This window comes from Paenibacillus sp. J22P59 (assembly GCF_059383895.1).
Window position 1 is genome coordinate 127,407 of sequence record NZ_JBXENX010000003.1, and the last position, 20,667, is coordinate 148,073.

A 20,667-nucleotide genomic window follows, 5' to 3' on the forward strand; every position below is an offset into this window, starting at 1 on the left:
AGGGAAGCGGGGGGTTAAAGTGAAGAGCATTGGCATAATGGGCGGCACATTCGATCCGATCCATATTGGACATCTGATCGCGGCAGAGACGGCGCGCGATAATTGCCAATTGGATGAAGTGTGGTTCATCCCGACGTATCTTCCCCCTCTTAAAAACCGAGAGCCCGGAGTGGATAGCGATTTGCGGTTCCAGATGGTGCTGGAGGCAATTGATTCGAACCCTGCTTTTCGTGTCATGGATCTTGAGATGAGACGCGGCGGAACAAGCTATTCTATTGACACAGCACTTGAACTCAGAGCCGAGTATCCATCCTATACCTTTTCCTACCTGATTGGCTCCGATCGGATCAATGATTTGCCGAGCTGGCACCGAATCGAGGAGCTGGCTGGGCTTGTAGCCTTCATTGGATTGGAGAGGGAGGGAACTCCTACTCAGAGCAGCACGCTGCCCAATTATTTGCAAGAACGGCTAACCATCATCGACATGCCGCCAATCGGCATCTCTTCCACTGTAATTCGCAGTCGATTGCATGCGGGGCAGTCGATTACTTATTTGGTTCCTGATTCTGTTCATCAATTTATAAAGAGGAGAGGTCTTTATGAATAGGGATCGTGAACAATTGATTGCATCCGTGAAGGAGCAAATGCCGGAGAGGCGCTGGCAGCATACGGTCGGGGTTATGGAAACAGCGGTCATACTGGCGCAGCGCTTCGGCGAAGATCCCGTTCGTGCGGAGCTTGCCGCGATTTTGCATGATGTCGCCAAGTATTGGCCTACTGCCAGAATGGAGCAGGTCATACGTGAGCAGCGTCTGGACCAAACTTTGCTGAACTATGATAAAGAGCTGTGGCATGCGGAGATTGGCGCTTGGGTGGCGAAGCAGGAGTATGGGGTTACGGATAATGAAATTATTGATGCGATTCGATACCATACTTTTGGACGAACCCAAATGACCAAGCTTGATAAAATTGTGTGTTTGGCGGATTATATTGAGCCGGGCCGTGATTTTCCAGGTGTAGACCATATTCGTGAGCTGAGTACGCAGCATTTGGAGAAAGCGCTGCTTGCAGGCTTCGATTCTACGATTACCTTTCTGGTTGCAAAAGGAAAACGGATTTATCCGCTTATGATTGATGCCAGAAATGATTTAATTACAAACCTATTACAGGAGGCTGAGCTATGACAGTACATTCAGATGAATTGCTACAAGTGACGGTTGCGGCAGCAGAAGACAAAAAGGCGCAACGAATCGTCGCTTTGAACTTGAAAGATATCTCTCTTGTGGCGGATTATTTCGTTATTTGCCACGGTAATTCAGATACGCAGGTACAAGCGATTACAACGGAAATCCGCAAGCAAGCAGAGCAGCGCGGTGTAAGAGTTCGCGGTATTGAAGGAATGGATTCGGCTCGTTGGGTGCTGATCGACCTTGGGGATGTTATTGTGCATGTCTTCCATCGTGATGAGCGCGATTACTATAATATTGAGCGGCTGTGGTCCGACGCGAAAGTTGTGGAGTTCGCATGAGCTTTGTAGCTGGAACGATACAAACGCTAAGGGTGGCACGTGAAGTGTCGCCCTATGGCTATTTTCTAACGAATGGCGAAGCGGAAGTGCTCATGCACTACACCGAGCTGGTCGGCAAGAAGCCTAAGCTGCAGGATGAGATTGAAGTATTTCTATTCTTCGATACGGAAGATAGAATCTCGGCAACGATGAAGCGTCCCTTTTTGACTCTTGGAGAGATGGCGCGGTTAAAAGTTGCTGATGTCCACCCTCGATTGGGCTGTTTTCTTGAGATTGGGCTTGGGCGTCAGCTGCTGCTGCCACTGTCTGAGCTGTCTGAGAAAATTGAATATCGACCGATTCCCGGTGATGAGGTTCATGTTATTCTCGGCCATGACAAAGCAGGCCGTCTTCTGGCAACGCTGGCAGGTGAGGAGGAGCTGAGCAAGCATGTATTTGCTGCTCCTGAATCTTGGCAGAATCAATGGGTCGAAGGTTGGGTTACGAAGTCGCTCCAGATGGGGTCTTTCGTTCTAATCGATGGCGGAGTCGTAGGCTTTGGCGTATATGGCCTTATTCCGAGTGTGGAACGTACCCGGCCTCTAAGGCTCGGCGAGCGTGTGTCTGCGCGGATTACTTTTATTCGCGAAGACGGCAGGGTGAATCTTGCTATGGCGAAGCTGAAGCAGGAAGGGCGACTGGAGGATGCGGACAGGCTCCTCGCCTTCATGAAGGAACGTCCGGGCGGAGGAATGCCTTATTCGGATGAAACGCCTGCTGATGTCATTAAGCAGAAGTTCGAGATCAGCAAATCTGCTTTCAAGCGTGCGATCGGCAAGCTGATGAGAGAGGGCTTGGTCACGCAAAAGGGAAGCTGGACGTATTTGACGGAGTCAGTTAAATCCGCTGATGCTGAGGTTGAGGCAGAGCAGAACGCTGAGGAAAAGCTGCGGAATACGGAGGAGTAGATATGGATTCCTATGGGCAATTCGCCTCGGTATACGATAGGCTGATGGAAGATATGCCGTATGAGGAATGGCTGCGATTCGCAAGCGATAGCTGGAGCCGCTACGGGAAGCCGGCGACTGTCGTGGATCTTGGCTGCGGTACGGGCAGCATCGCAATTCCGCTTGCGCAAGCGGGCTTGCGGGTGTATGGCATTGATTTGTCTTCTGATATGCTGTCGGTTGCCCGCAGCAAATGGGATGAGTCTCCTCGGCAAGCAGGAAGCGGGACAATCACTTGGCTTCAGCAGGATATGCGAGATTGGGAGCTCCTTGAGCAGGCTGATGCCGTTATTTCTTTCTGTGACTGTGTGAACTACTTAACAGAGGAAGAGGATGTAGAGGCTGCATTTGGCGCCGCCTACGCTGGCTTGCGCAGCGGAGGCGTGTTTTTATTTGACGTACATGCGCCTGGCGTGTTGACTCGCTATGCAGAAGAGCAGCCTTTCGTTCTTGATGAAGAAGAGGTTGCCTATATATGGACCTGTGAGCTGGATGAGTCTCGTATTGAAATCGAGCATCATCTTACGATATTCGCCAAGGAACGTAATGAACGGTTTCACCGCTTCGAGGAGATGCATACGCAGCGGGCATACCCGCCTGACTGGATCGAAGCAGCGCTTAAGCGCGCGGGATTTGCTTCGGTCGATCGCTTCGCGGATTTTACAATGACGCCTCCTAAGGAGAGCTCAGAACGGCTGTTCTTTGCTGCCGTGAAATAAAGGAAGGGTTGTACGGATCACTATCATGATGATCCGTACAACCCTGTTCTTTTGTGCAGAAATAGCTTTATAGCGGTGGGACAAAGCAGCGGCGGCAACGAGGCTCATAGCTCTCTGTGTCGCCTATAAGAATGAGAGGCCCAAGCTGAGCGGGCTGTCCATTGATGATGCGCTGCGTAAAGGTGGCTTCTGAGTCACAGCAGACGGCACAGAAGGATGACAGCTTGATGATCTCATCAGCGATCGCCAGCAGTCCGCCGATATAACCGAATTCCTTGCCTCTGTAATCCATATTAAGCCCATCTACGATGATATGCTTGCCTTCATAGGCCAGATTCTCTATGAGCTCGATAATAGGCTTTGAGAAGAACTGTACTTCATCAAAAGCGACAACATCGGAGTAGGAGGTTTCTTGCAGGATTCGTTCAATTGTCTCTGGTGTCAGCTCCCGCGGTATGCTAGTGGCGGGAAGTCGATAGCCTATGCGACTTACGATGTCCTCGTTGCTGAAGCGATTGTCTTCTGCAGGCTTGTAGGCTCTAACCTTCTTATGTCCATATTGGATCAGCTTCTGGCAGCGCCGAATTAGTTCTCCAGACTTCTCAGAGAACATGGGACCAATGATTACGGTAATAAATCCTCTATTCATGCAGGCTGCCGCTCTCCTTTTTCATGTAGGGTTCAAGTCGAGTCGATAATCATCGAGCTCTTCTCATTGTAGCAGAAAGGCATTTCACTCTAATAGAGGCATTCGACATGATCTGCGTCTGTTTTTTTCAACAGCAATCGACGATTGCTTGTTCTATGCTAAGGAATGGAACTGTACAGATAGTCCTATTCCCTTAACGCGTCTTTCAGGCGACTATTCATGTTGCTGTTTGCGCTAGATCCGCGAGCCGCTGCGAGTCGTAATCTTCGCAGCTCTTGCCTCAAGCGTTCGTTATCTGCACTCAAAGCCTCTATATAGGGAAGCAGTTCCGGGACTGAATACCCAGCGTCCTGAAACAGGGTAAGTATAGCCTCCCGAATCTGTTCGGGTGTTGGTTGATCCTTCATGACTACCTCCATAATAGCTACAAAATGTCACTATCCTATCATATCTGTATCTGTTAAAATAGTCGAGTGCTTGAATGCACAACCTTAAATATTTCTCCATATTATACATTGACTCTACCTATATATTGATGTAGAATCAAATTCATCAACTACATATTGAGTTATGTGGTTGTCATCACACACTGTTGTCAATAAGCGCATTTGACGTTTTTGCGGTCAGAAGCGCTTTTATATTGCTGTAATTCAGTGAAGGAGAGAGAGAGAAATGCTGGTTGTCTACGATTCAAAGACAGGCAATGTCAAGCGCTTTATCAACAAGCTGAATATGAGAACACTACCGATTGAGGAGCATAGCGCAATAGATGAGCCGTTCATTCTGGTCACTTATACGACTGGATTCGGACAAGTGCCTGAGAAGGTCATGTCCTTTTTGAAACGGAATCACAAGCACTTGCGCGGTGTGTCTGCAAGCGGTAATCGAAATTGGGGAAGCGGCTTTGCAAAAAGTGCGGATACGATCGCTGATCTATTCGATGTACCCGTCATTTCAAAGTTTGAGTTATCAGGAACCAATCAAGATATGGAATATTTTGTCGAGAGGGTGCAATTCATTGAAACATATCGAGCTGAACAACGAACTGATGCAACGTGGAGCGGACGGCTTCTATCAATTGGATAAAGACAAGGAAGCAGTAGCTGCTTTCATGGAGGAAGTCGATCAGAAGAGTGTGAAATTTGATTCACTTCGTGAAAAGCTAGATTATTTAATAGACAATGACTATTACGATAATGTATATGAGAAATATACATATGAGCAGGTTGAAGCCGTATTCGAGCTGGTAGGAAACAGCGGCTTTCAATTTGAATCCTATATGGCAATATCCAAATTCTACAAAGACTATGCGCTCAAAACAAATAATAAGGCGCAATATTTGGAGCAATATCCGGATCGCGTAGCAATCGTTGCGTTGCATCTTGGTGAAGGGGACGCAGCGAAGGCGCTCCGAATTGCAGAAGCGATGATCGAGCAGCGCTTGCAGCCGGCAACGCCAACCTTCTTGAATGCAGGCAAGAGCCGCCGCGGAGAGATGGTATCCTGCTTCCTGCTGGAGATGGATGATTCCTTGAACTCTATCAACTATGTTCTTGGCACCTGCATGCAGTTGTCCAAGATTGGCGGCGGCGTTGCTGTCAATTTGTCCAAGCTGCGTGGTCGCGGCGAGGCAATCAAAGGCGTTGAAGGCGCAGCAAAAGGCATTATGCCAGTACTTAAGCTGATGGAGGATGCGTTCTCCTATGCCGATCAGATGGGCCAACGCAAGGGCTCTGGCGCAGGCTACTATAATATTTTTGGCTGGGACATTATTGAGTTCCTTGATTGCAAAAAAATTAATGCAGATGAGAAAGCACGGATCAAGACGCTGTCTATCGGCCTTATTATACCGAATAAATTTTATGAGCTGGCTGCACAGAACAAACCGCTGTATGTATTCGGTCCGCATTCTGTTCACAAAGCGTATGATATCCATTTGGATGACATGAATATGGATGAGATGTATGAAGAGCTGCTTGCTAACGACAAGGTCGTGAAAAAAGCGGTTATGAATGCACGGGACATGATGACGAAGATTGCTTCGATTCAGCTGGAATCGGGTTATCCATATATTATGAACAAATCGAACGCGAACCGTGTTCATGCACTCAAGGATATCGGTGCAGTTAAGATGTCCAATCTTTGCACGGAGATTTTCCAGGTGCAAGAGACGTCTACAATCAATGATTACGGTGTTGATGACATCATTCAACGCGATATCAGCTGCAACCTCGCTTCACTGAACATTGTGAACGTGATGGAGCGCAAGAAGATTAAAGAATCCGTTCATGTCGGTATCGAGGCGCTTACTACGGTTAGTGACTTGTCAGAGATTGATAATGCACCAGGCGTACGCAAAGCGAACGAAGAGCTGCACTCGGTCGGCCTTGGCGCAATGAACCTGAATGGCTATCTCGCGAAAAATCGGATTGCTTACGAGAGTGACGAGGCGAAAGAGTTCGCCAGCGCTTTCTTCATGATGATGAACTATTACTCACTCGAGCAAAGTATGGAAATTGCCAAGGATCGCGGCGTTACCTTCAAAGATTTTGATCGCTCCGAATATGCTAAGGGCACTTACTTCACCCGTTACATCGAGACGGATTACCGTCCGACATCGGACAAAGTAAAGGGACTGTTCGAGGGTATGGATATTCCATCACCGCAGGACTGGGCCTCATTGAAAGAGAAAGTACAACAGCACGGCCTGTACCATGCTTATCGCTTGGCTATTGCGCCAACACAAAGCATCTCTTATATTCAGAATGCCACATCGAGCGTTATGCCGATCGTTGAGCATATCGAGACTCGTACGTATGCGAACTCGACAACCTATTATCCAATGCCGTTCTTGTCGCAGGAGAACTTCTTCTACTATAAATCGGCTTATAATATCGATCAGTTCAAGCTAATCGATCTCATTTGGGAAATTCAGCAGCACGTCGATCAAGGCATATCGACTGTTCTGCACGTAAATAGTAATGTATCGACTCGTGAGCTGGCGCGTTTCTATATTTATGCTGCTCAAAAGGGTCTGAAATCACTCTACTATACGAGAACGAAGCGTCTTTCCGTGGAAGAGTGCACAAGCTGCGCAGTATAAATTGAACTTAAATGCAAGGCTGCGCGAGGATATGCTCCAAGCGCAGCTTTCTATAAAGGAGCAGAATTTGATGAAAGCAGTAAACTGGAACCGTCCGGATGATGATTTCACATTAACCTTCTGGCAGCAGAATGTCATGCAGTTCTGGACGGATGAAGAAATTCCATTGTCCGATGATAAGATGGACTGGATGGAGATGAGCGACACAGAGCGTACCGTATACAAGAATGTTCTTGGCGGCTTAACGCTTCTCGATACGATCCAAGGCGGTATCGGCATGCCGAAAGTATTAGAGCATGTTGAAGGGCTCCAGCGCAAAGCAGTGCTGTCCTTCATGTCGATGATGGAACAGATTCATGCGAAGTCTTATAGCAGCATCTTCACAACGCTTGCTTCAACAGAGGAGATCGACGCGATCTTCCAATGGGTGGAGACCAATGAACAGCTTCAACGCAAAGCGACATTGATTTCCTCATGGTATGCGAATATTAATACGAAGCAAGAGCTGTATAAAGCGATGGCAGCTTCTGTATTTCTAGAGAGCTATTTGTTCTACAGCGGATTTTTCTACCCGCTTTATTTGGCTGGTCAGGGCAAAATGACAAGCAGCGGCGAAATTATCGACTTGATCTTGCGCGATGAGAGTATTCATGGTCTGTATGTTGGTGTCTTGGCACAGGAATTGTACCAAGAGTTCAGCGCTGAAGAGCAAGAGCAATTAAAAGCAGAGCTATACGAGCTGCTCAACACGCTGTATGAGAACGAAGTGATCTACACTGATAATCTGTACAGCCCAATCGGCTTGCAGGAGGAAGTGAAGACCTATGTTCGTTACAATGCGAACAAGGCTTTGATGAATCTTGGGTTTGATCCGCATTTCCCGGAAGAGCCAGTTAACCCAATTGTCTTCAACGGCATCAGCACACATACGAAGCAGCATGACTTCTTCTCGAAGAAGGGCAACGGTTATGTGCGTACGGTTCACGTAGAGCAATTGAGAGACGATGACTTTATTTTCAACTTCTAAATAGACTATAAGAATGACGTACAGACTGGAAACAGTCTTGTACGTTATTTTTAGTTACAGCTAGCTACGCCGATTTAATTAAAACAAAAGGGACATGCTGCATATATGGATTTCTACGAAGGAGAAATGGATATGCTCAAAGGCTTGATGGTCGTTTTGTGTTTCGCGCTGTATGTGCTTGTGACGTTGTTTGGTCTTGGTCCAGTGCTGCTAGCCGATGGTTCGATGAAGGAAAGAATGCTGACGCTAGCTGTTGTGATTTTGCTCTACATAGGTATTACAGCCGTGCTTGCTGTAGTATGGAGAAAGGGCCAGAGAGGCAAATAAAAAGGGGTGTCTGGTCCTCAAAGAACATGCTACACTAAGAAAAATGAAAGTTGAAAGAGCAAGTATAATGGATGAACAATAATGAGATGAGGAGCCTGGAATGCAGGCTTCCTCCTTTTTGTTTCAGGAAGGTGGAGTATGTATGTTACCTATGTATATCGTTGATGCATTTACGAGCAAGGCCTTTCGCGGCAATCCAGCAGCAGTCTGCCTGCTGGATACTCCAAGGGATGAGCAGTGGATGCAGCAGGTCGCAGCCGAAATGAATTTATCCGAGACAGCATTCTTATTGCCAAGTGAAGAAGGCTATGACCTCCGTTGGTTTACACCTGCATCTGAGGTCGATCTCTGTGGGCATGCTACGCTGGCAGCTGCTTTTGTCTTATGGGATAAGGGGCTGCTCATGCCGGAGCAGCCTGCTCGTTTCTTCACGAAGAGCGGCGTTCTAACGGTTGAGCGCCATGGAGACGGGGAATGGATGATGATGGATTTCCCGTCAGAGCCGCCGCTGCCTGTTCAGGCGCCAGAGGCGCTTATTCAAGGTCTTGGGCTTATTCCCCGTTACACAGGTCGCAATCGCTTCGACTATGTAGTAGAGGTGGACAGTGAGCAGACGGTAAGGGATGTTAAGCCCGATTGGCAGCTGCTTCGCAGTCTGGATTGCAGAGGGATTATTATTACCGCAAAAGCGTCTGGCGAAGATGGCTACTCGTTCGTATCGAGAGCATTTTTCCCGGCGATTGGCGTACCGGAGGATCCGGTGACTGGCTCGGCTCATTGTGCGTTAGCCCCTTATTGGAGCAAACGGCTGCGACAGCCGGAGCTGACGGGCTATCAAGCTTCAGCAAGAGGCGGAGTTGTGAAAGTGATTCATCTTGGAGATCGTGTCCAACTAACAGGACAAGCCGTTATGGTGCTGCGAGGAACATTGGAGGTGTGAGGAAGCATGAATATGAAGCTGCCTAGGGAGCAGAAGCAGGAAATGGTTGAACGAGTGCAGCATTACTTCGAGATAGAGCGTTCAGAGATGATCGGTTCCATTGCTGCAGAGCAGCTGCTCGATTATATGCTGTCGGAGATCGGTCCGTATATTTACAATCAGGCTATTCAAGATGCGAGGAAGACTGTTATGGAGCGGATGCAGTCGATAGAGGATGAATTGTATGCGCTGGAGCAAAATGTTGTCCAGTCTAGGAAAAGAAGCTAGATGAACAGCTACTGCTAGCAAGGTCGGAAAGTGTCCTTACTAGCAGGGATGATCATTCAGCTGAAAAACCAACAGGGTCTGCTGCATCGCCATTCTAATGGCGATGCAGCAGACCCTGTTCACATTAATGCACAGTGATTAGCTGGATTTTTTCTTGGGAGCAGGAGGGGCTTGGAACATTGTGACTTTGTTCTTCCCTGTCGTCTTCGAATGATACATAGCTTCATCCGCAAGCTTAATTAGTTCCTGAACATCTTGTGCTTGCTTGGAGGTGCTGACACCTACACTTATGGTGACCATTGTCTCAAGCTCAACACGGTTGCGTATAGATTCGGCAACACGCTCGGGCTTGGCGCGATCCATGCTTACACAGGCAAGCAATTCCTCTCCGCCATAACGGCCAGCTGCGCCAATGCCTGCTGCTTCCTCCTTGAGAATCTCTGATACCTGCTTCAGTACGCCATCCGCCTTGTGGTGCCCATGCGTGTCATTCAGCTTCTTGAAGTTGTCGATATCACAAAAGATGATAGCCAGTCCCCGCTCTTTCCGCAGCAGCTGATCAGCCTTCAATTGGAAATGCCGGCGATTGTATAAGCCGGTCAAGCCATCGGTAATGGAGGACTGATAAGTAGATAACAGCCTTTCAATAACCCATTCAAACAGAAGAAGGAACAGCTGCATAAAATAAACGACAGGCAGCACATAAGTCAGCAGCAGAAGCCAAGAAACGGAGCCATGGAACACGTAAGCATCTGAAATTCGTGCCAGCTCTACAATAAAGTAGGTAATAAGACTGGCGGAGTATTTGGTATTAATATCTGCTCCTCTCGTGTCCAGCAGAATAAGAAACGTAACGATCAGCGAGTAGAAATCCAGTCCCAGCAGCCGGTATTGACCGCCTGTTGTGATCGTCTCCGGGAGGGCAGGCTGAAAAGCATAATAGGCTCCAATAATGACAAAAGCGAGAACAATCATAATGATGAAAGGACTTACTCTTAGCTTCGCGGTTTGATGAGTATATAATTTCATGAAAACAAAGTTTATAATAATGAAAGAGACGATCTGCAAAAGCGTAGCGGTCGTATGAAGCCATGGAGGCATAGATGAGCCTGGCATGGCGAGCAGGGCTAGAATGAAATGCTGAATAATGAACAGCGGAAGCGCTGCGGTCAATAGCCGATAAATGCGTTTGTTCCGATAGCTGGTGTAGAGCCGCATCGACATAAACAGCATTAATATTAAAATAATGATAACGCAAGCAGAAGAAACAAGCTGGCCATTAGGGCCGGAAAACCATTGGAAAATTGTCATGGCTGTACCACCGTATCTGATTGGAATGATTGCTTTACAGAAACATATGTTCTACTATATCATGATTTACGAGAGGCGAACAGCAGCGATTAAGGCATTGTTTGTTCCTCATTTCGTAAGCCATAAGGAAGTTATCGGTTTTGCATCAGTAAAACCTGAGAGAATGCACTAGGAGGCAGGACGTTGAATATATTGCAAGCTTTGTTTTTCCCGCCGGAGCAGCCCGGCGGTGTATCGTCAATGATCCCTTATATACAGGAGCGCTTTCTCAAGCTGGGCTGGCAGATGGAGCTATTCTATTTGCCCAAGCGAGTGAGAACCAAAGGACAGGAAGAGGTCGTATTCGAGACCTTCGACATTAATGAATTCATAGGCAATCCTATTGTCGATAAATACTTACAAACGTATCGTGATTATGTATGGTGGACTCGCATGCGGATCAAGAAGCCTTATGATATTATTCATGCGCACCATCCAATTGCGGCTCTTGTTATGAAGCAGCTGTTCCCAGACACACCTGTTATGCTGACGCTTCACTCAAGCTATGAGCGGGAGCTTGTCTTGAATGGCAAGATTGAGCAGGACAGCGTGGAGCATCGTTTCCTAACCTCGATCTATGGCGAGCTTGAGGCTAAGGTAGATCGCTTGCTGACTGTCTCGGAATCCTTCCGTACCTATGTAGCTCCGTATATGAAGGACACTGAACAAATCAAGGTGATTCCGAACGGCTTCGATGAGAAAAGATTCAAGCCGATTGCCCATGAGAATGCAGTAACCCAATTGATTACGGTATGCCGCCTTGTCCCTGCCAAAGGATTGGACATTCTGCTCCATGCTTGTGCGGAGCTGAAGCGCAAGGGGCATCCATTCGTGCTTCATATTATCGGGGATGGACCGATCCGCGAGGAGCTGGAGCAGCTTGCTGTGGAGCTTGATTTATATGATGATATTATTTTTTATGGCTATATGCTCCATCCAGAAGAATTTATGCCGTTCTTTGATATATTCGTGCTGCCATCGCGAGCAGAAGCCTTTGGATCGGTATTTGCAGAAGCCGCTTTGTGCTGGCTGGCGCTCGTAGGCACGAATGTAGGGGGAATTGCGGAGCAGATTGAGGACGGGGTCAACGGCTTGCTCGTGCCGCCGGAAGATCCTGTTGCGCTTGCGGAGGCGCTGGAGAAGCTCGTCGCTGATCCAACCTACCGCTACAACCTGGCTCGCTCGGGCTGGGATAAGGCCAAGAAGGTCTATTCACTGCAACGGGTTATTGCTCAGCTGAAAAAAGTATATTTGTCCATGAAACCGGAGGCGTAGGCGAATGATGGTTCCTTTTCGCTTCATTCATGCAGCGGATTTGCATCTGGATAGCCCGTTCCGGGGCATGAACAAAGTGCCGGCAGAAGTAAAGGAAAAGCTCATGGAGGCGACCTTCGCAGCGCTGCGAGGGTTAACGGAGCTTGCTATTCGCGAGCAGGTCGATTTCATCGTGCTGGCTGGCGATTTGTATGATGAGGCTGACCGTTCGCTCAAAGCGCAGCTGCTGCTCGTTAAGGAATGGGAGAAGCTTCATAAGCATGGGATTGCAGTGTTTGTTATTCATGGCAACCATGATCCATTGAACGGGGCGCGAGCGGAGCTTGCGCTGCCTCCATCTGTTACGGTGTTCGGAGCGCAGCAGATGGATTATCAGCCGGCTTACCGCAAAGACGGTCAGCTGGCTGCTTTTGTGTACGGAATGTCTTATGGTACCCGCCATGTCACGGATAATCTGGCTGCTGCTTATGTCCCTAAGCCCGATGGGCCGTTTCATATTGCGATGCTGCATGGCAATGTGGATGGGGACAGCTCACATGATCCTTATGCGCCATGCTCACTCAATGAATTAATTGGCGGCAAGGGCTTTGATTATTGGGCGCTTGGCCATATTCATAAGCGGCAGGTGCTGCATGAATATCCCCATGTTGTCTATCCCGGCAACTTGCAGGGCCGGAATCCTAGAGAACAGGGCCCGAAAGGATGCTATCTGGTAGATGTCTCAGCGGCAAGGGCTGTGAAGCTTACTTTTGTCCCGTTAGATGAGGTAAGGTGGCTGGAAGAAGAGCTGTCAATTGCGGATAGTACAACCGAACAGGAATTGCTGCTGCGGCTAGAGGCATTAGTTGAACGATTAGAGCTGGCATCGGGCGGACGGGCTGTGATGGCAAGGCTCCGGCTGTCAGGCAGAGGCCCGCTCCACAGGAAGCTGTCCGATCCGCTTATGGTGAAGACGCTGCTGGAGCAGCTTCAGAACAATACGTTATCGTTCTCCGGGGAGAACTGGGTATGGATTCATTCGTTAGATATCCATACCTCGGCAGAGCTGCGCCTCATGGAGCTGGAGGAAGAGGATAGCTTCTCCGGGGAATTGTACAGGCTCTCGCATACGCTGCAGGAGGATCAGGCTGCATGGAGAGGAGAGGCAGCCGCAGCTATAGCTCCACTTCTTAGCCATCCTGCTTTGGGCAGATTGTTGAAGAAGCAGGCAGAGCAGCTGCCGGAGAGCTGGCTGGAGCAAGCGCGCGAGCTGACGCTTGGTTTGTTAGCGAGTGATGAAGAAGAAGGGAGGAAGAGCACATGAAGCTGCTGGAGGTGTGGATTGACGGGTTTGGACAGCTTCATGGACTTCGCTGCCGCTTGGATGCTTCTGCCGTAGTTCTGTACGGGAGGAATGAAGCAGGGAAAAGTACGCTTTTTGCCTTTATACGAACGATGCTGTATGGCTTTGCGAAGCGCAACAACAGCGTTGAACGTCAAGAGCCGATCCATGGAGGCGCTCATGGAGGCCAACTCTTGTTCGAGGACGACGAGGGCTGCCGATATTTGGCCGAGCGCTATGCGGGGGTAGGTGCGGGCAAGCTTAAGCTTCGCCGCCTGAATGCAGAGGGAGAGGAAGGCGAAGAGAGCTGGCTCTCTCAAGACGAGTGGGAGAGGAGATTCCTCGGCGGTACAAGCGAGCGGTTATTCCGCCAGCTCTATGCGATTACTTTGACTGAGCTTCAGGAGGTCAGCGCGCTGTCGGGCGATGAGCTTGGCCGATATTTGTACCATGCGGGTTGGGAGGACGGTAAAAAGATAGCCGCGGCAGAAAAGCGGCTGTTAATGGAGCTGGAATCGCTCTTTAAGCCACGCGGCTCCAATCAGCAAATGAATCGCCAACTGCAATCGCTTCAACAAACAGAGCAGGAGCTGCGGAAGCAGGAGGATGCTATAGCCGTCTATAACAAACGGAAGCGTCAGTTGGAGGAGCTGGAACAGAGATTGGAGCAGTTAGCCGATGAGCTGCCGCAGCTTCAGGCGGAATTTCAGCTGGCTGCCAAAGCCTGTACGAGCAGATCGAAGTGGCTCTTATGGCTGGAGCTAACGAATGAGCGGGAAGCGCTTCATGATGCAGCAAAGCTGACGGTCGATGTGGTATATCGCTGGAATGAGCTGCTCAAAGAACGAAGCCAGCGAATGGATGAGCTGGAGCAGCATGCTTTGAAGCTGAGGTATTTGGAGCAGCAGAAGGGCGAAGAAAACGATTCGGGCCAGCTGATTGCCAGAACGGATGAAGTGGAAGCCTTGGTACAAGGCAGCGACCGTATACAGTTGAATCGTCAAGAGCAAATAGAGCTTGCCGCTGAGCTTCGCAGTCATGAAGAGCTGCTTTCCCGCCTTCTGAGCAGAATCGCTCCGGGATGGACGGAGGCCGAGCTTCTTGCGCTTGGCATAACGGTTGGTGACCGCGAGTATGTGAGAGGTGTGCGCCAACTGGACATTGAAGCTGGACGCTTGCAGGAAAGAATGGCTACCGAGCTTCAGAGCGCGAAGGACTTAGAGAAAGAGGCTGTACACGGGCTAGAGGAAATGGAAGCTGAGCTGACAAGCTTGGCGCAGGAAGAGCGCAATAGTCAGCAGCGCTGGACGTTTGTTCCAACAACGAGAGAGTCGCTGCGAATCGCATGGAAGGAATGCGATTTGGCCTTGCGCGAGTGGGAGCTGGAACGGCTGCGGACAGCAGGGCAGCCGGATAGGTCGGACCGTGGCAGAGCCGGTCCGCTGCTATGGGCTGCCGCTGCTGCTGGCGGCGCTGCCCTGGCTCTTGGCGCAGCCGCGCTGAGCAGCGGCGGCGAGGATATCGCGAGCGCGGTGAGCGCAGCCGCGCTTGGCGGGCTGGCGCTTGCGCTAGCTGCGCCAGCTCTGCTGCGCCGCGGGCGAGGCGCTCGCAAGCCCGCGCGCGGCCGCGGCACGCTGGCGCTGCCGCCGCGCCTTGGCGCAGCGCTTGCCGCGCTCGTGCGCGAGCCCGCGGATGCGGCGGCCGCGCAGTGCGAGCAGCTGCGCGGCGCTGTCGAGGCGCGCCTGGAGGCGCTGCACAGCAGCGAGCGCCTCGCGGCCAGCCGCGCCGAGCTCTTGCGGCGGCATGCGCGGCTGCGCGCTGCTGTGCATGAGCGCGAGCATGCTGCCGCAGCCGCGGCGCAAGAGCGGGCAGCCGCCCTCCGCCAATGGCGGGGCTGGCTGGAAGCGTTAGCGCTGCCCCCGGCAATGTCGCCGGACGCAGCGCTTGAAGTATTCGATCTCGCCGAGCAAGCTTTGCTCCGGCTCAGACAGCGAGACCGCGACGCGGCGAAGAAAGCCGCTGTCGATGCTGAGCTTGCCTCCTTCGAGGCGCAGGCGGCCGAGCTTTGCGCCGCTTTCCCGGAGGCTGCGCAGCGTTGCCCTGCCGACCCGGTGCTGGCTCTCCGGCTGCTGCAGGCTGAGCTTCGCAGGCAAGCAGCGGCGCAGGCGGAAGCCGCTCAATCAGCAGCGCAGTTGCGGGAGCAGCAGCTCGCCGCTCTTGCCGTCGAGACTCGGCTGGCAGAATTGGAGGCTGCTAGGGATGAACTGCTCTTGCAAGCAGATCTCGGGACGGAAGCGCAATTTGCTGCTGCTGTAGCGAATCGGGACCGTTTGGTAGAGCTGGATCTGGAATGTAATAAGCTGCAAGTAGAGCTATTAGCCGGAATGACGGAGCAGCGGAGGCATGAATTGGAGGCTTTGCTGACGGAATATGACGAAGCGGAGCTTGTGCTGCTGCGAGAGCAAGCAGCTTCGCAAGTGGCCGCAGCTGAGCAGGAACGAGCAGATATGCTCGATAAGAGAGGGAGAATGCGGCAGCAGCTTGATCATTTGCTGCAGGAAGATACGCAGAGGGAGCTAATGGCTGAGAAGGAGATGACCGTTGCCGAGCTTGAGCGCGCTGCGGAGCGGTATGCGGTATTATCCGTTAGCTTGGGGCTTATACGCGGAACGAGAAGGATCTATGAGGAGGAAAGACAGCCGGTCGTGCTTCGTCTGGCTAGCCGATTTGCACAACAATTGACAGAAGGTCGTTACATTCGCATTCTGACAACGCCCAGCGATTCTAATATACGGCTGGAGAGTGCAGAGTACCGCATTATAGACAGTACGCTGCTTAGCCGGGGAACTGCCGAGCAAGTGTATCTTGCGCTGCGTCTTGCGCTTGCTGTCGAAGCAGCACAATCAGCTAGCTTGCCTCTGCTGCTTGATGATCTCTTCGTTAATTTCGACCGTTTGCGCCTGCGGGCGGCAGCGAAGCTCCTTGCTCAGCTGGCGGAGGAACGTCAGATCATTCTGTTCACCTGTCATGAGCATATTCGCGATGCGCTGCAGGAAGCTCTGGCGCAGTCCTTATTAGTAGAATTACACAGCGCGTGATTCACGCGCTGCGGCGTTCCATCTTTTTGCGAATCATTAAAATTAGCCAGCCCAGACTGATCAGCCCGAATAGGGGATACAAAAGGGACAGCAATTGTCCGAATCCAATCTGGCTTGCAAAAAAGCAGACGATCAGAATGAGGATGGTAATAATGGAGCGGGACCACTTGAGCCGCTCTTGAAGCTGGAGAGTGAGCCCGTAAATATCGGCAATGAGCGTTGTGAATATTTCGGCGAATATGATAAAGACATAGATGAACTGAATGGTATGCCCAAGCTGCTTGGCGATGCCGCCCATTGGAATGGCATATTGCTGAACTCCGGGCATATGCACGGACAAGGCGATATGCCCTGCTAACAGCATGAACCCAATCCCTATTCCACCGACCCATGAACCGATAATAATCGTTTTGCGGTCGCGTATATCTGCGCCAAGCGGGACCAATACAGCTTGGGACATGGATAGGTTAAAGGCCGTGTAGAGAAAGGGGGATGCCCAAGCCGCCCAAATGGTATGATCGGTCTCAAGGGTGATGAAGCGTCCTGACCCGGGCGTTTGGAAGGTATCAATCATGACCAGAGCTGTGAAGAGCAGCATAAGCGGGACCACGATAGCATTCACGGTTAATATCGCATTCATGCCTTTGCGGAGAAGAAAATAGCAGGCTACCATCGTAATAAGAAGTCCGGTCTGATAGGAAATATTCCAATTCTCATAAAAAATCGTACCCGCTCCTGCCAGCATGACAGCAGTAACGCCTAATAATACGACCAGCATGAAATGGCTGATCCAACGTCCATATTTCTCACCGAACAACGCTTTATTTAAGTCTTCGTACGATTTGGCCCGAATATCGCTGGCAATCAGCATCATCTTGCTGCCAAGCCAAATGAACATAACGGTTGAAAGTGCAATTGTAAGTGTTCCCCAATAACCGAATCGGGTGAAAAACTGCAAAATTTCTTGGCCGGTTGCAAATCCGGCGCCAACAATCGTACCCATATAGGTCGATGCGATCTGCAGCACCTTTCCCGTACGCTTCATCATGAATGCCCGTCCTCCGTTCTATCAACCTCTTATATTAAAAGAGTATGTAGCAACAGGGACGAGCATGACAGTAAGTTCATTGTAAGTCCTATACCTAAAGGCGGTTAATATCAGACATGGCTATGTTCTTATCCATTATTATATTTATAGCGGCGCTTACTCTAATTCTGATTAAGCCTTGGCAGGAAGCATTCACCGCAATGGCAGGGGCCATTCTTCTATTAGCTCTGCAATTGCTGAAGCCAGAGGACGTGTCCTATATATGGGGCTTTGTGTGGAATGCGACGTTCACCTTGATCGGGGTTATGATTTTCACAGCATTACTAGACTATAACGGTTTTTTTCGATGGGCTGCTTTACATATCGTACATCGCTATCACAATCGTCGAATGCTTCTTTTTATTTTACTGTCGCTTCTTGCAGCAGCCATTACACTTTTATTCAATAATGATGGAACGATTCTCATTATGGTGCCTATCGTGCTTGAGGTCACAGCCTTGCTAGGATTAAGCAGGGGCGGTCGGCTTGCCTATTTAATCGGAATTGGATTTATGGCGGACACTGCGAGCGCACCTTTAATGATGAGCAATCTTACGAATTTATTAACAGCGGATTTTTTCGAGCTTTCATTCGGACAATATGCTTCTAGCATGCTGTTGCCAGGCTTGGCAGCCATTGCAGCGACTCTGGTCGTAACGGGTATCTTTTTCAAGAAGACTCTAGCTGCTGATTCTCATAAAGAGGGCAAATCTCTGTTCCCTAGTCCGCAATCAGCTATTGGAGATTGGCGCTTGTTTCGTGTTTCATGGGTTCTCATTGCACTCATGATGGCAGGTTATTTGTATTCGGATGGCATACCGGCAGCTACAGTAGCGATAAGCGGCGCGACAATTCAGTGGATTGCAGCAGCAGCAGTAGGGCGCGCTCCGTTCAAGCAAACGGTGATGCGCGCCCCATGGCTTATTATTGTATTTGCTTTGTCGATGAACTTGATTGTGTATGCTCTGCACATACATGGGGCAGCAGCGTGGCTTCCTAAGTTATTGACGCTGCTCGCTGAGCAGCATGAATTCATTGGCATAATGGGAGCGGGTGTTCTGTTCTCACTGCTGGCCTCTGTCATTAATAACTTGCCGGCAGTGCTGATCTCGTCCCTTGCAATCGTCCAAATGAATGGCCCCGACTATTTGCCTCAAGCGAGCTTGCTGGGCGCAGCAGTTGGAGCGAAGCTTACACCGATCGGTTCGTTAGCAACGTTGTTATGGATTCAGCTTCTTCGTCAGGGGGGAATTCGCATTACCTGGCGAGAGTATACAAAGTATGGCTTGTTGTTTACATTGCCCATTCTATTGACTGCTTTATTCGTTCTGTGGCTGGTTAACTGGAGCTAGATTGCTTCAACAGCTTAATAGAAACAATTTTGTTGCGTTCTGAGTCGAGATCAATCTTAAGGAGGGCATCTTTGCCTTCGTATGTAATGATGTAGCTGTTCTGCGTTTTGGGCTTGCCGAGCTTCTTCACAACAGTGTCCGGCTTATCCCCAATGCGGATGCCATTCAGCTCTGTTGTGACTGCTTTGTCATACACTTCGATATACTGAATGGTCGAGCTTTTGTTCAAGCCAATTGCGAAGCCTTGATATTCATGCACTTCAATGACATCCTTTGCATCCTCTGCTTCAATACTATAGATGTCAGCGGACTTACCTAATTGCTTAACTGCCTTGGCCTTGGCGTCGCCGATCTTTAGTCCTAGCAGTGCAGGCTTCTCGGCATTCCATTGCTGCTCAGCGTTCTCAGGAGCAGCGACTACAGTCTTGGTACTGCTGCTATTCGTCGTATTGGTTGACTCAGCGATCGTCTGACCGCCAAGATCGGTTGTAGCATCATCAGGTTCAAGGCTTGGCTGGACAGGCTCGACTTTCTCCAGATGATTATCCAAATAGTTTTTTTGAGGGGTATCTCCAGATAGATAAGTGCCGCCGGCTGGCGGGGCAGAAATTCCGGAAGTGGATACTGGCCCAGGCTGTGGAGTATTGGAGCAGCCAGCCGCAAGCATAGTAATCGCCACTATTGCTGCCCATTTGGATATAGGATATGATCGCCGATTGGCATTTTTCATATTGGTTAACACTCCTTGTATGAGGGTAAAGTTATATTGGAAAAGGGTATAGTTAGGTCCTATATAAACAGACGCCCATAATTGGTAAAAGTTTCTGGAAATCCTCATTTTTATCGAAAAAACATCATTTTCTTTCGTTGGTATATTTATGGATGCCCTTTAAGTACCCCAATATTTCCCTCATAGACGAACCCAGTGCTGATTATGCTTAACGGGTTGCGTTTTTTACCTTTCCTATGGTACGTTATCGAAAAGGGATTTTGGTGGAGGGAAGGGAATACTATGGATATTCTAAAGGAACGTATTTTACAACAAGCATCGGTGTTGTCAGACAATGTGCTGAGGCTGGATTCTTTGATCAACCACCAGGTCGATCCCGCGTTGACAATGGAAATGGGACATGAATTCGCGAGAAGGTTCGCCGATGAGAAAATTACAAAGGTAATCACAATAGAATCTTCAGGGATTCCAGCTGCTTTTGCAGCGGCGTATGTCCTTGGCGTGCCGCTCGTATTTGCTCGCCGCAAAAAAACGCTGATCGCAGATACCGAGGCTTATATAGAACGAGTGCCTTCCTTCACGAAAGGTATGGTAACGGATATTATGGTATCCAAACAGTTCTTGACGCAAGAAGACAGAGTCTTGTTCATCGACGATATTATTGCTAACGGCGATGCGGCTAGAGGATTAATTAAAATTATCGAGAGATCAGGTGCAGAGCTGGTAGCGCTCGGGATCGTCGTAGAGAAGTCATTCCAAGCAGGCGGCAGAACACTGCGGGAGCAAGGGATACGCGTAGAGCCGTTAGTCAAAATTTCTTCATTAGAGAACGGGCAAATTATTTTTGAGTAGCAGGTTCCAGTATTAAGCTCTTTTCCGGCATTTTAATTTAATTTATAATAGTCATA

General features: G+C 49.7%; 22 protein-coding genes. 17 read left to right on the forward strand and 5 right to left on the reverse strand.

Features of this window, described 5'->3' with window-relative positions:
* Positions 1-19 precede the first annotated feature (19 nt).
* Genes nadD through AC50YO_RS05860 form a run of 5 tightly spaced genes read left to right on the forward strand, consistent with a single transcriptional unit; the run spans position 20 to position 3,233 of the window.
* Positions 20-607, forward strand: a complete 588-nt coding sequence (nadD, locus tag AC50YO_RS05840; protein ID WP_494844373.1) for a nicotinate-nucleotide adenylyltransferase — start codon at positions 20-22, stop codon at positions 605-607.
* Positions 600-1,184: a bis(5'-nucleosyl)-tetraphosphatase (symmetrical) YqeK gene (gene yqeK / locus AC50YO_RS05845; protein ID WP_494844375.1), complete on the forward strand. Its 585-nt coding sequence runs from the start codon at positions 600-602 to the stop codon at positions 1,182-1,184. Before nadD ends, yqeK begins: the two co-directional genes overlap by 8 nt.
* Positions 1,181-1,528 (forward strand): ribosome silencing factor, encoded by a 348-nt coding sequence (gene rsfS, locus AC50YO_RS05850; RefSeq protein WP_494844379.1) that lies wholly within the window; start codon positions 1,181-1,183, stop codon positions 1,526-1,528. Before yqeK ends, rsfS begins: the two co-directional genes overlap by 4 nt.
* On the forward strand, positions 1,525-2,475 hold the full coding sequence (locus AC50YO_RS05855) for a CvfB family protein (protein WP_494844384.1): 951 nt from the start codon (positions 1,525-1,527) through the stop codon (positions 2,473-2,475). Before rsfS ends, AC50YO_RS05855 begins: the two co-directional genes overlap by 4 nt.
* A 2-nt stretch (positions 2,476-2,477) precedes the next feature.
* Positions 2,478-3,233, forward strand: a complete 756-nt coding sequence (locus tag AC50YO_RS05860) for a class I SAM-dependent DNA methyltransferase (protein ID WP_494844387.1) — start codon at positions 2,478-2,480, stop codon at positions 3,231-3,233.
* A gap of 67 nt (positions 3,234-3,300) precedes the next feature.
* Here AC50YO_RS05860 and AC50YO_RS05865 read toward each other — a convergent pair whose 3' ends face one another.
* Positions 3,301-3,882, reverse strand: a complete 582-nt coding sequence (locus AC50YO_RS05865; RefSeq protein WP_494844391.1) for a thymidine kinase — start codon at positions 3,880-3,882, stop codon at positions 3,301-3,303.
* Positions 3,883-4,067: 185 nt separating this feature from the next.
* Positions 4,068-4,289 (reverse strand): hypothetical protein, encoded by a 222-nt coding sequence (locus AC50YO_RS05870; protein ID WP_494844395.1) that lies wholly within the window; start codon positions 4,287-4,289, stop codon positions 4,068-4,070.
* Positions 4,290-4,554: 265 nt separating this feature from the next.
* Here AC50YO_RS05870 and nrdI point away from each other — a divergent pair, with 265 nt between their 5' ends.
* From nrdI to AC50YO_RS05900, 6 genes are all read left to right on the forward strand, one after another.
* On the forward strand, positions 4,555-4,968 hold the full coding sequence (nrdI, locus tag AC50YO_RS05875) for a class Ib ribonucleoside-diphosphate reductase assembly flavoprotein NrdI (protein WP_494844400.1): 414 nt from the start codon (positions 4,555-4,557) through the stop codon (positions 4,966-4,968).
* Complete coding sequence (nrdE, locus tag AC50YO_RS05880) at positions 4,901-6,985, forward strand: class 1b ribonucleoside-diphosphate reductase subunit alpha (RefSeq protein WP_494844403.1); 2,085 nt, start codon at positions 4,901-4,903, stop codon at positions 6,983-6,985. The genes nrdI and nrdE overlap by 68 nt, the downstream gene beginning before the upstream one ends.
* Before the next feature lie 70 nt (positions 6,986-7,055).
* On the forward strand, positions 7,056-8,012 hold the full coding sequence (nrdF, locus tag AC50YO_RS05885) for a class 1b ribonucleoside-diphosphate reductase subunit beta (protein ID WP_494844405.1): 957 nt from the start codon (positions 7,056-7,058) through the stop codon (positions 8,010-8,012).
* Positions 8,013-8,138: 126 nt separating this feature from the next.
* Positions 8,139-8,339 carry a DUF6954 family protein gene (locus tag AC50YO_RS05890; RefSeq protein ID WP_494844407.1) on the forward strand — a complete coding sequence of 67 codons (201 nt, stop codon included), beginning with the start codon at positions 8,139-8,141 and terminating at the stop codon, positions 8,337-8,339.
* Between the two features lie 142 nt (positions 8,340-8,481).
* Entirely contained in the window at positions 8,482-9,279 is a 798-nt protein-coding gene (locus tag AC50YO_RS05895) for a PhzF family phenazine biosynthesis protein (protein WP_494844409.1), read from the forward strand.
* 12 nt (positions 9,280-9,291) lie between these two features.
* Positions 9,292-9,546: a DUF2164 domain-containing protein gene (locus AC50YO_RS05900; protein ID WP_494844411.1), complete on the forward strand. Its 255-nt coding sequence runs from the start codon at positions 9,292-9,294 to the stop codon at positions 9,544-9,546.
* A 138-nt stretch (positions 9,547-9,684) separates the two neighbouring features.
* Here AC50YO_RS05900 and AC50YO_RS05905 read toward each other — a convergent pair whose 3' ends face one another.
* Complete coding sequence (locus AC50YO_RS05905) at positions 9,685-10,857, reverse strand: GGDEF domain-containing protein (protein ID WP_494844413.1); 1,173 nt, start codon at positions 10,855-10,857, stop codon at positions 9,685-9,687.
* Between AC50YO_RS05905 and AC50YO_RS05910 the strand changes: the two genes are divergently transcribed.
* Genes AC50YO_RS05910 through AC50YO_RS05925 form a run of 4 tightly spaced genes read left to right on the forward strand, consistent with a single transcriptional unit; the run spans position 10,856 to position 16,590 of the window.
* The gene (locus AC50YO_RS05910) at positions 10,856-11,029 is read left to right on the forward strand and encodes a hypothetical protein (RefSeq protein ID WP_494844415.1); all 174 of its coding nucleotides are present in this window, start codon (positions 10,856-10,858) and stop codon (positions 11,027-11,029) included. The genes AC50YO_RS05905 and AC50YO_RS05910 overlap by 2 nt on opposite strands.
* A gap of 11 nt (positions 11,030-11,040) precedes the next feature.
* Positions 11,041-12,171 carry a glycosyltransferase family 4 protein gene (locus AC50YO_RS05915; protein WP_494844417.1) on the forward strand — a complete coding sequence of 377 codons (1,131 nt, stop codon included), beginning with the start codon at positions 11,041-11,043 and terminating at the stop codon, positions 12,169-12,171.
* Positions 12,172-12,175: 4 nt separating this feature from the next.
* Entirely contained in the window at positions 12,176-13,474 is a 1,299-nt protein-coding gene (locus tag AC50YO_RS05920) for a metallophosphoesterase family protein (RefSeq protein ID WP_494844419.1), read from the forward strand.
* Positions 13,471-16,590, forward strand: coding sequence for an AAA family ATPase (locus AC50YO_RS05925; RefSeq protein WP_494844421.1), 3,120 nt, complete (start codon positions 13,471-13,473; stop codon positions 16,588-16,590). The genes AC50YO_RS05920 and AC50YO_RS05925 overlap by 4 nt, the downstream gene beginning before the upstream one ends.
* A 1-nt stretch (position 16,591) precedes the next feature.
* Here AC50YO_RS05925 and AC50YO_RS05930 read toward each other — a convergent pair whose 3' ends face one another.
* A complete protein-coding gene (locus AC50YO_RS05930; RefSeq protein WP_494845289.1) occupies positions 16,592-17,635 on the reverse strand; it encodes a YkvI family membrane protein in 1,044 nt (347 codons plus the stop codon).
* Positions 17,636-17,754: 119 nt separating this feature from the next.
* On the opposite strand from AC50YO_RS05930, the gene AC50YO_RS05935 reads away from it, so the two are divergent.
* Complete coding sequence (locus tag AC50YO_RS05935; protein ID WP_494844423.1) at positions 17,755-19,029, forward strand: ArsB/NhaD family transporter; 1,275 nt, start codon at positions 17,755-17,757, stop codon at positions 19,027-19,029.
* On the opposite strand, the gene AC50YO_RS05940 is transcribed toward AC50YO_RS05935, so the two are convergent.
* Positions 19,016-19,759 carry a hypothetical protein gene (locus tag AC50YO_RS05940; RefSeq protein ID WP_494844425.1) on the reverse strand — a complete coding sequence of 248 codons (744 nt, stop codon included), beginning with the start codon at positions 19,757-19,759 and terminating at the stop codon, positions 19,016-19,018. The genes AC50YO_RS05935 and AC50YO_RS05940 overlap by 14 nt on opposite strands.
* Before the next feature lie 282 nt (positions 19,760-20,041).
* On the opposite strand from AC50YO_RS05940, the gene AC50YO_RS05945 reads away from it, so the two are divergent.
* Entirely contained in the window at positions 20,042-20,611 is a 570-nt protein-coding gene (locus AC50YO_RS05945) for a xanthine phosphoribosyltransferase (RefSeq protein ID WP_494844427.1), read from the forward strand.
* Positions 20,612-20,667 lie beyond the last annotated feature (56 nt).

What these genes read in the sequence shown, in the direction of transcription:
- AC50YO_RS05895 (WP_494844409.1), top strand. Translation starts at nt 8,482, where the DNA reads ATGTTACCTATGTATATCGTTGATGCATTTACGAGCAAGGCCTTTCGC.
- rsfS (WP_494844379.1), top strand. Translation starts at nt 1,181, where the DNA reads ATGACAGTACATTCAGATGAATTGCTACAAGTGACGGTTGCGGCAGCA.
- AC50YO_RS05940 (WP_494844425.1), bottom strand. Translation starts at nt 19,759, where the DNA reads ATGAAAAATGCCAATCGGCGATCATATCCTATATCCAAATGGGCAGCA.
- AC50YO_RS05920 (WP_494844419.1), top strand. Translation starts at nt 12,176, where the DNA reads ATGATGGTTCCTTTTCGCTTCATTCATGCAGCGGATTTGCATCTGGAT.
- nrdI (WP_494844400.1), top strand. Translation starts at nt 4,555, where the DNA reads ATGCTGGTTGTCTACGATTCAAAGACAGGCAATGTCAAGCGCTTTATC.
- AC50YO_RS05870 (WP_494844395.1), bottom strand. Translation starts at nt 4,289, where the DNA reads ATGAAGGATCAACCAACACCCGAACAGATTCGGGAGGCTATACTTACC.
- nrdF (WP_494844405.1), top strand. Translation starts at nt 7,056, where the DNA reads ATGAAAGCAGTAAACTGGAACCGTCCGGATGATGATTTCACATTAACC.
- AC50YO_RS05930 (WP_494845289.1), bottom strand. Translation starts at nt 17,635, where the DNA reads ATGAAGCGTACGGGAAAGGTGCTGCAGATCGCATCGACCTATATGGGT.
- yqeK (WP_494844375.1), top strand. Translation starts at nt 600, where the DNA reads ATGAATAGGGATCGTGAACAATTGATTGCATCCGTGAAGGAGCAAATG.
- AC50YO_RS05945 (WP_494844427.1), top strand. Translation starts at nt 20,042, where the DNA reads ATGGATATTCTAAAGGAACGTATTTTACAACAAGCATCGGTGTTGTCA.
- AC50YO_RS05860 (WP_494844387.1), top strand. Translation starts at nt 2,478, where the DNA reads ATGGATTCCTATGGGCAATTCGCCTCGGTATACGATAGGCTGATGGAA.
- AC50YO_RS05890 (WP_494844407.1), top strand. Translation starts at nt 8,139, where the DNA reads ATGGATATGCTCAAAGGCTTGATGGTCGTTTTGTGTTTCGCGCTGTAT.
- AC50YO_RS05865 (WP_494844391.1), bottom strand. Translation starts at nt 3,882, where the DNA reads ATGAATAGAGGATTTATTACCGTAATCATTGGTCCCATGTTCTCTGAG.
- AC50YO_RS05910 (WP_494844415.1), top strand. Translation starts at nt 10,856, where the DNA reads ATGGCTGTACCACCGTATCTGATTGGAATGATTGCTTTACAGAAACAT.
- AC50YO_RS05925 (WP_494844421.1), top strand. Translation starts at nt 13,471, where the DNA reads ATGAAGCTGCTGGAGGTGTGGATTGACGGGTTTGGACAGCTTCATGGA.
- AC50YO_RS05855 (WP_494844384.1), top strand. Translation starts at nt 1,525, where the DNA reads ATGAGCTTTGTAGCTGGAACGATACAAACGCTAAGGGTGGCACGTGAA.
- AC50YO_RS05935 (WP_494844423.1), top strand. Translation starts at nt 17,755, where the DNA reads ATGGCTATGTTCTTATCCATTATTATATTTATAGCGGCGCTTACTCTA.
- AC50YO_RS05905 (WP_494844413.1), bottom strand. Translation starts at nt 10,857, where the DNA reads ATGACAATTTTCCAATGGTTTTCCGGCCCTAATGGCCAGCTTGTTTCT.
- AC50YO_RS05900 (WP_494844411.1), top strand. Translation starts at nt 9,292, where the DNA reads ATGAAGCTGCCTAGGGAGCAGAAGCAGGAAATGGTTGAACGAGTGCAG.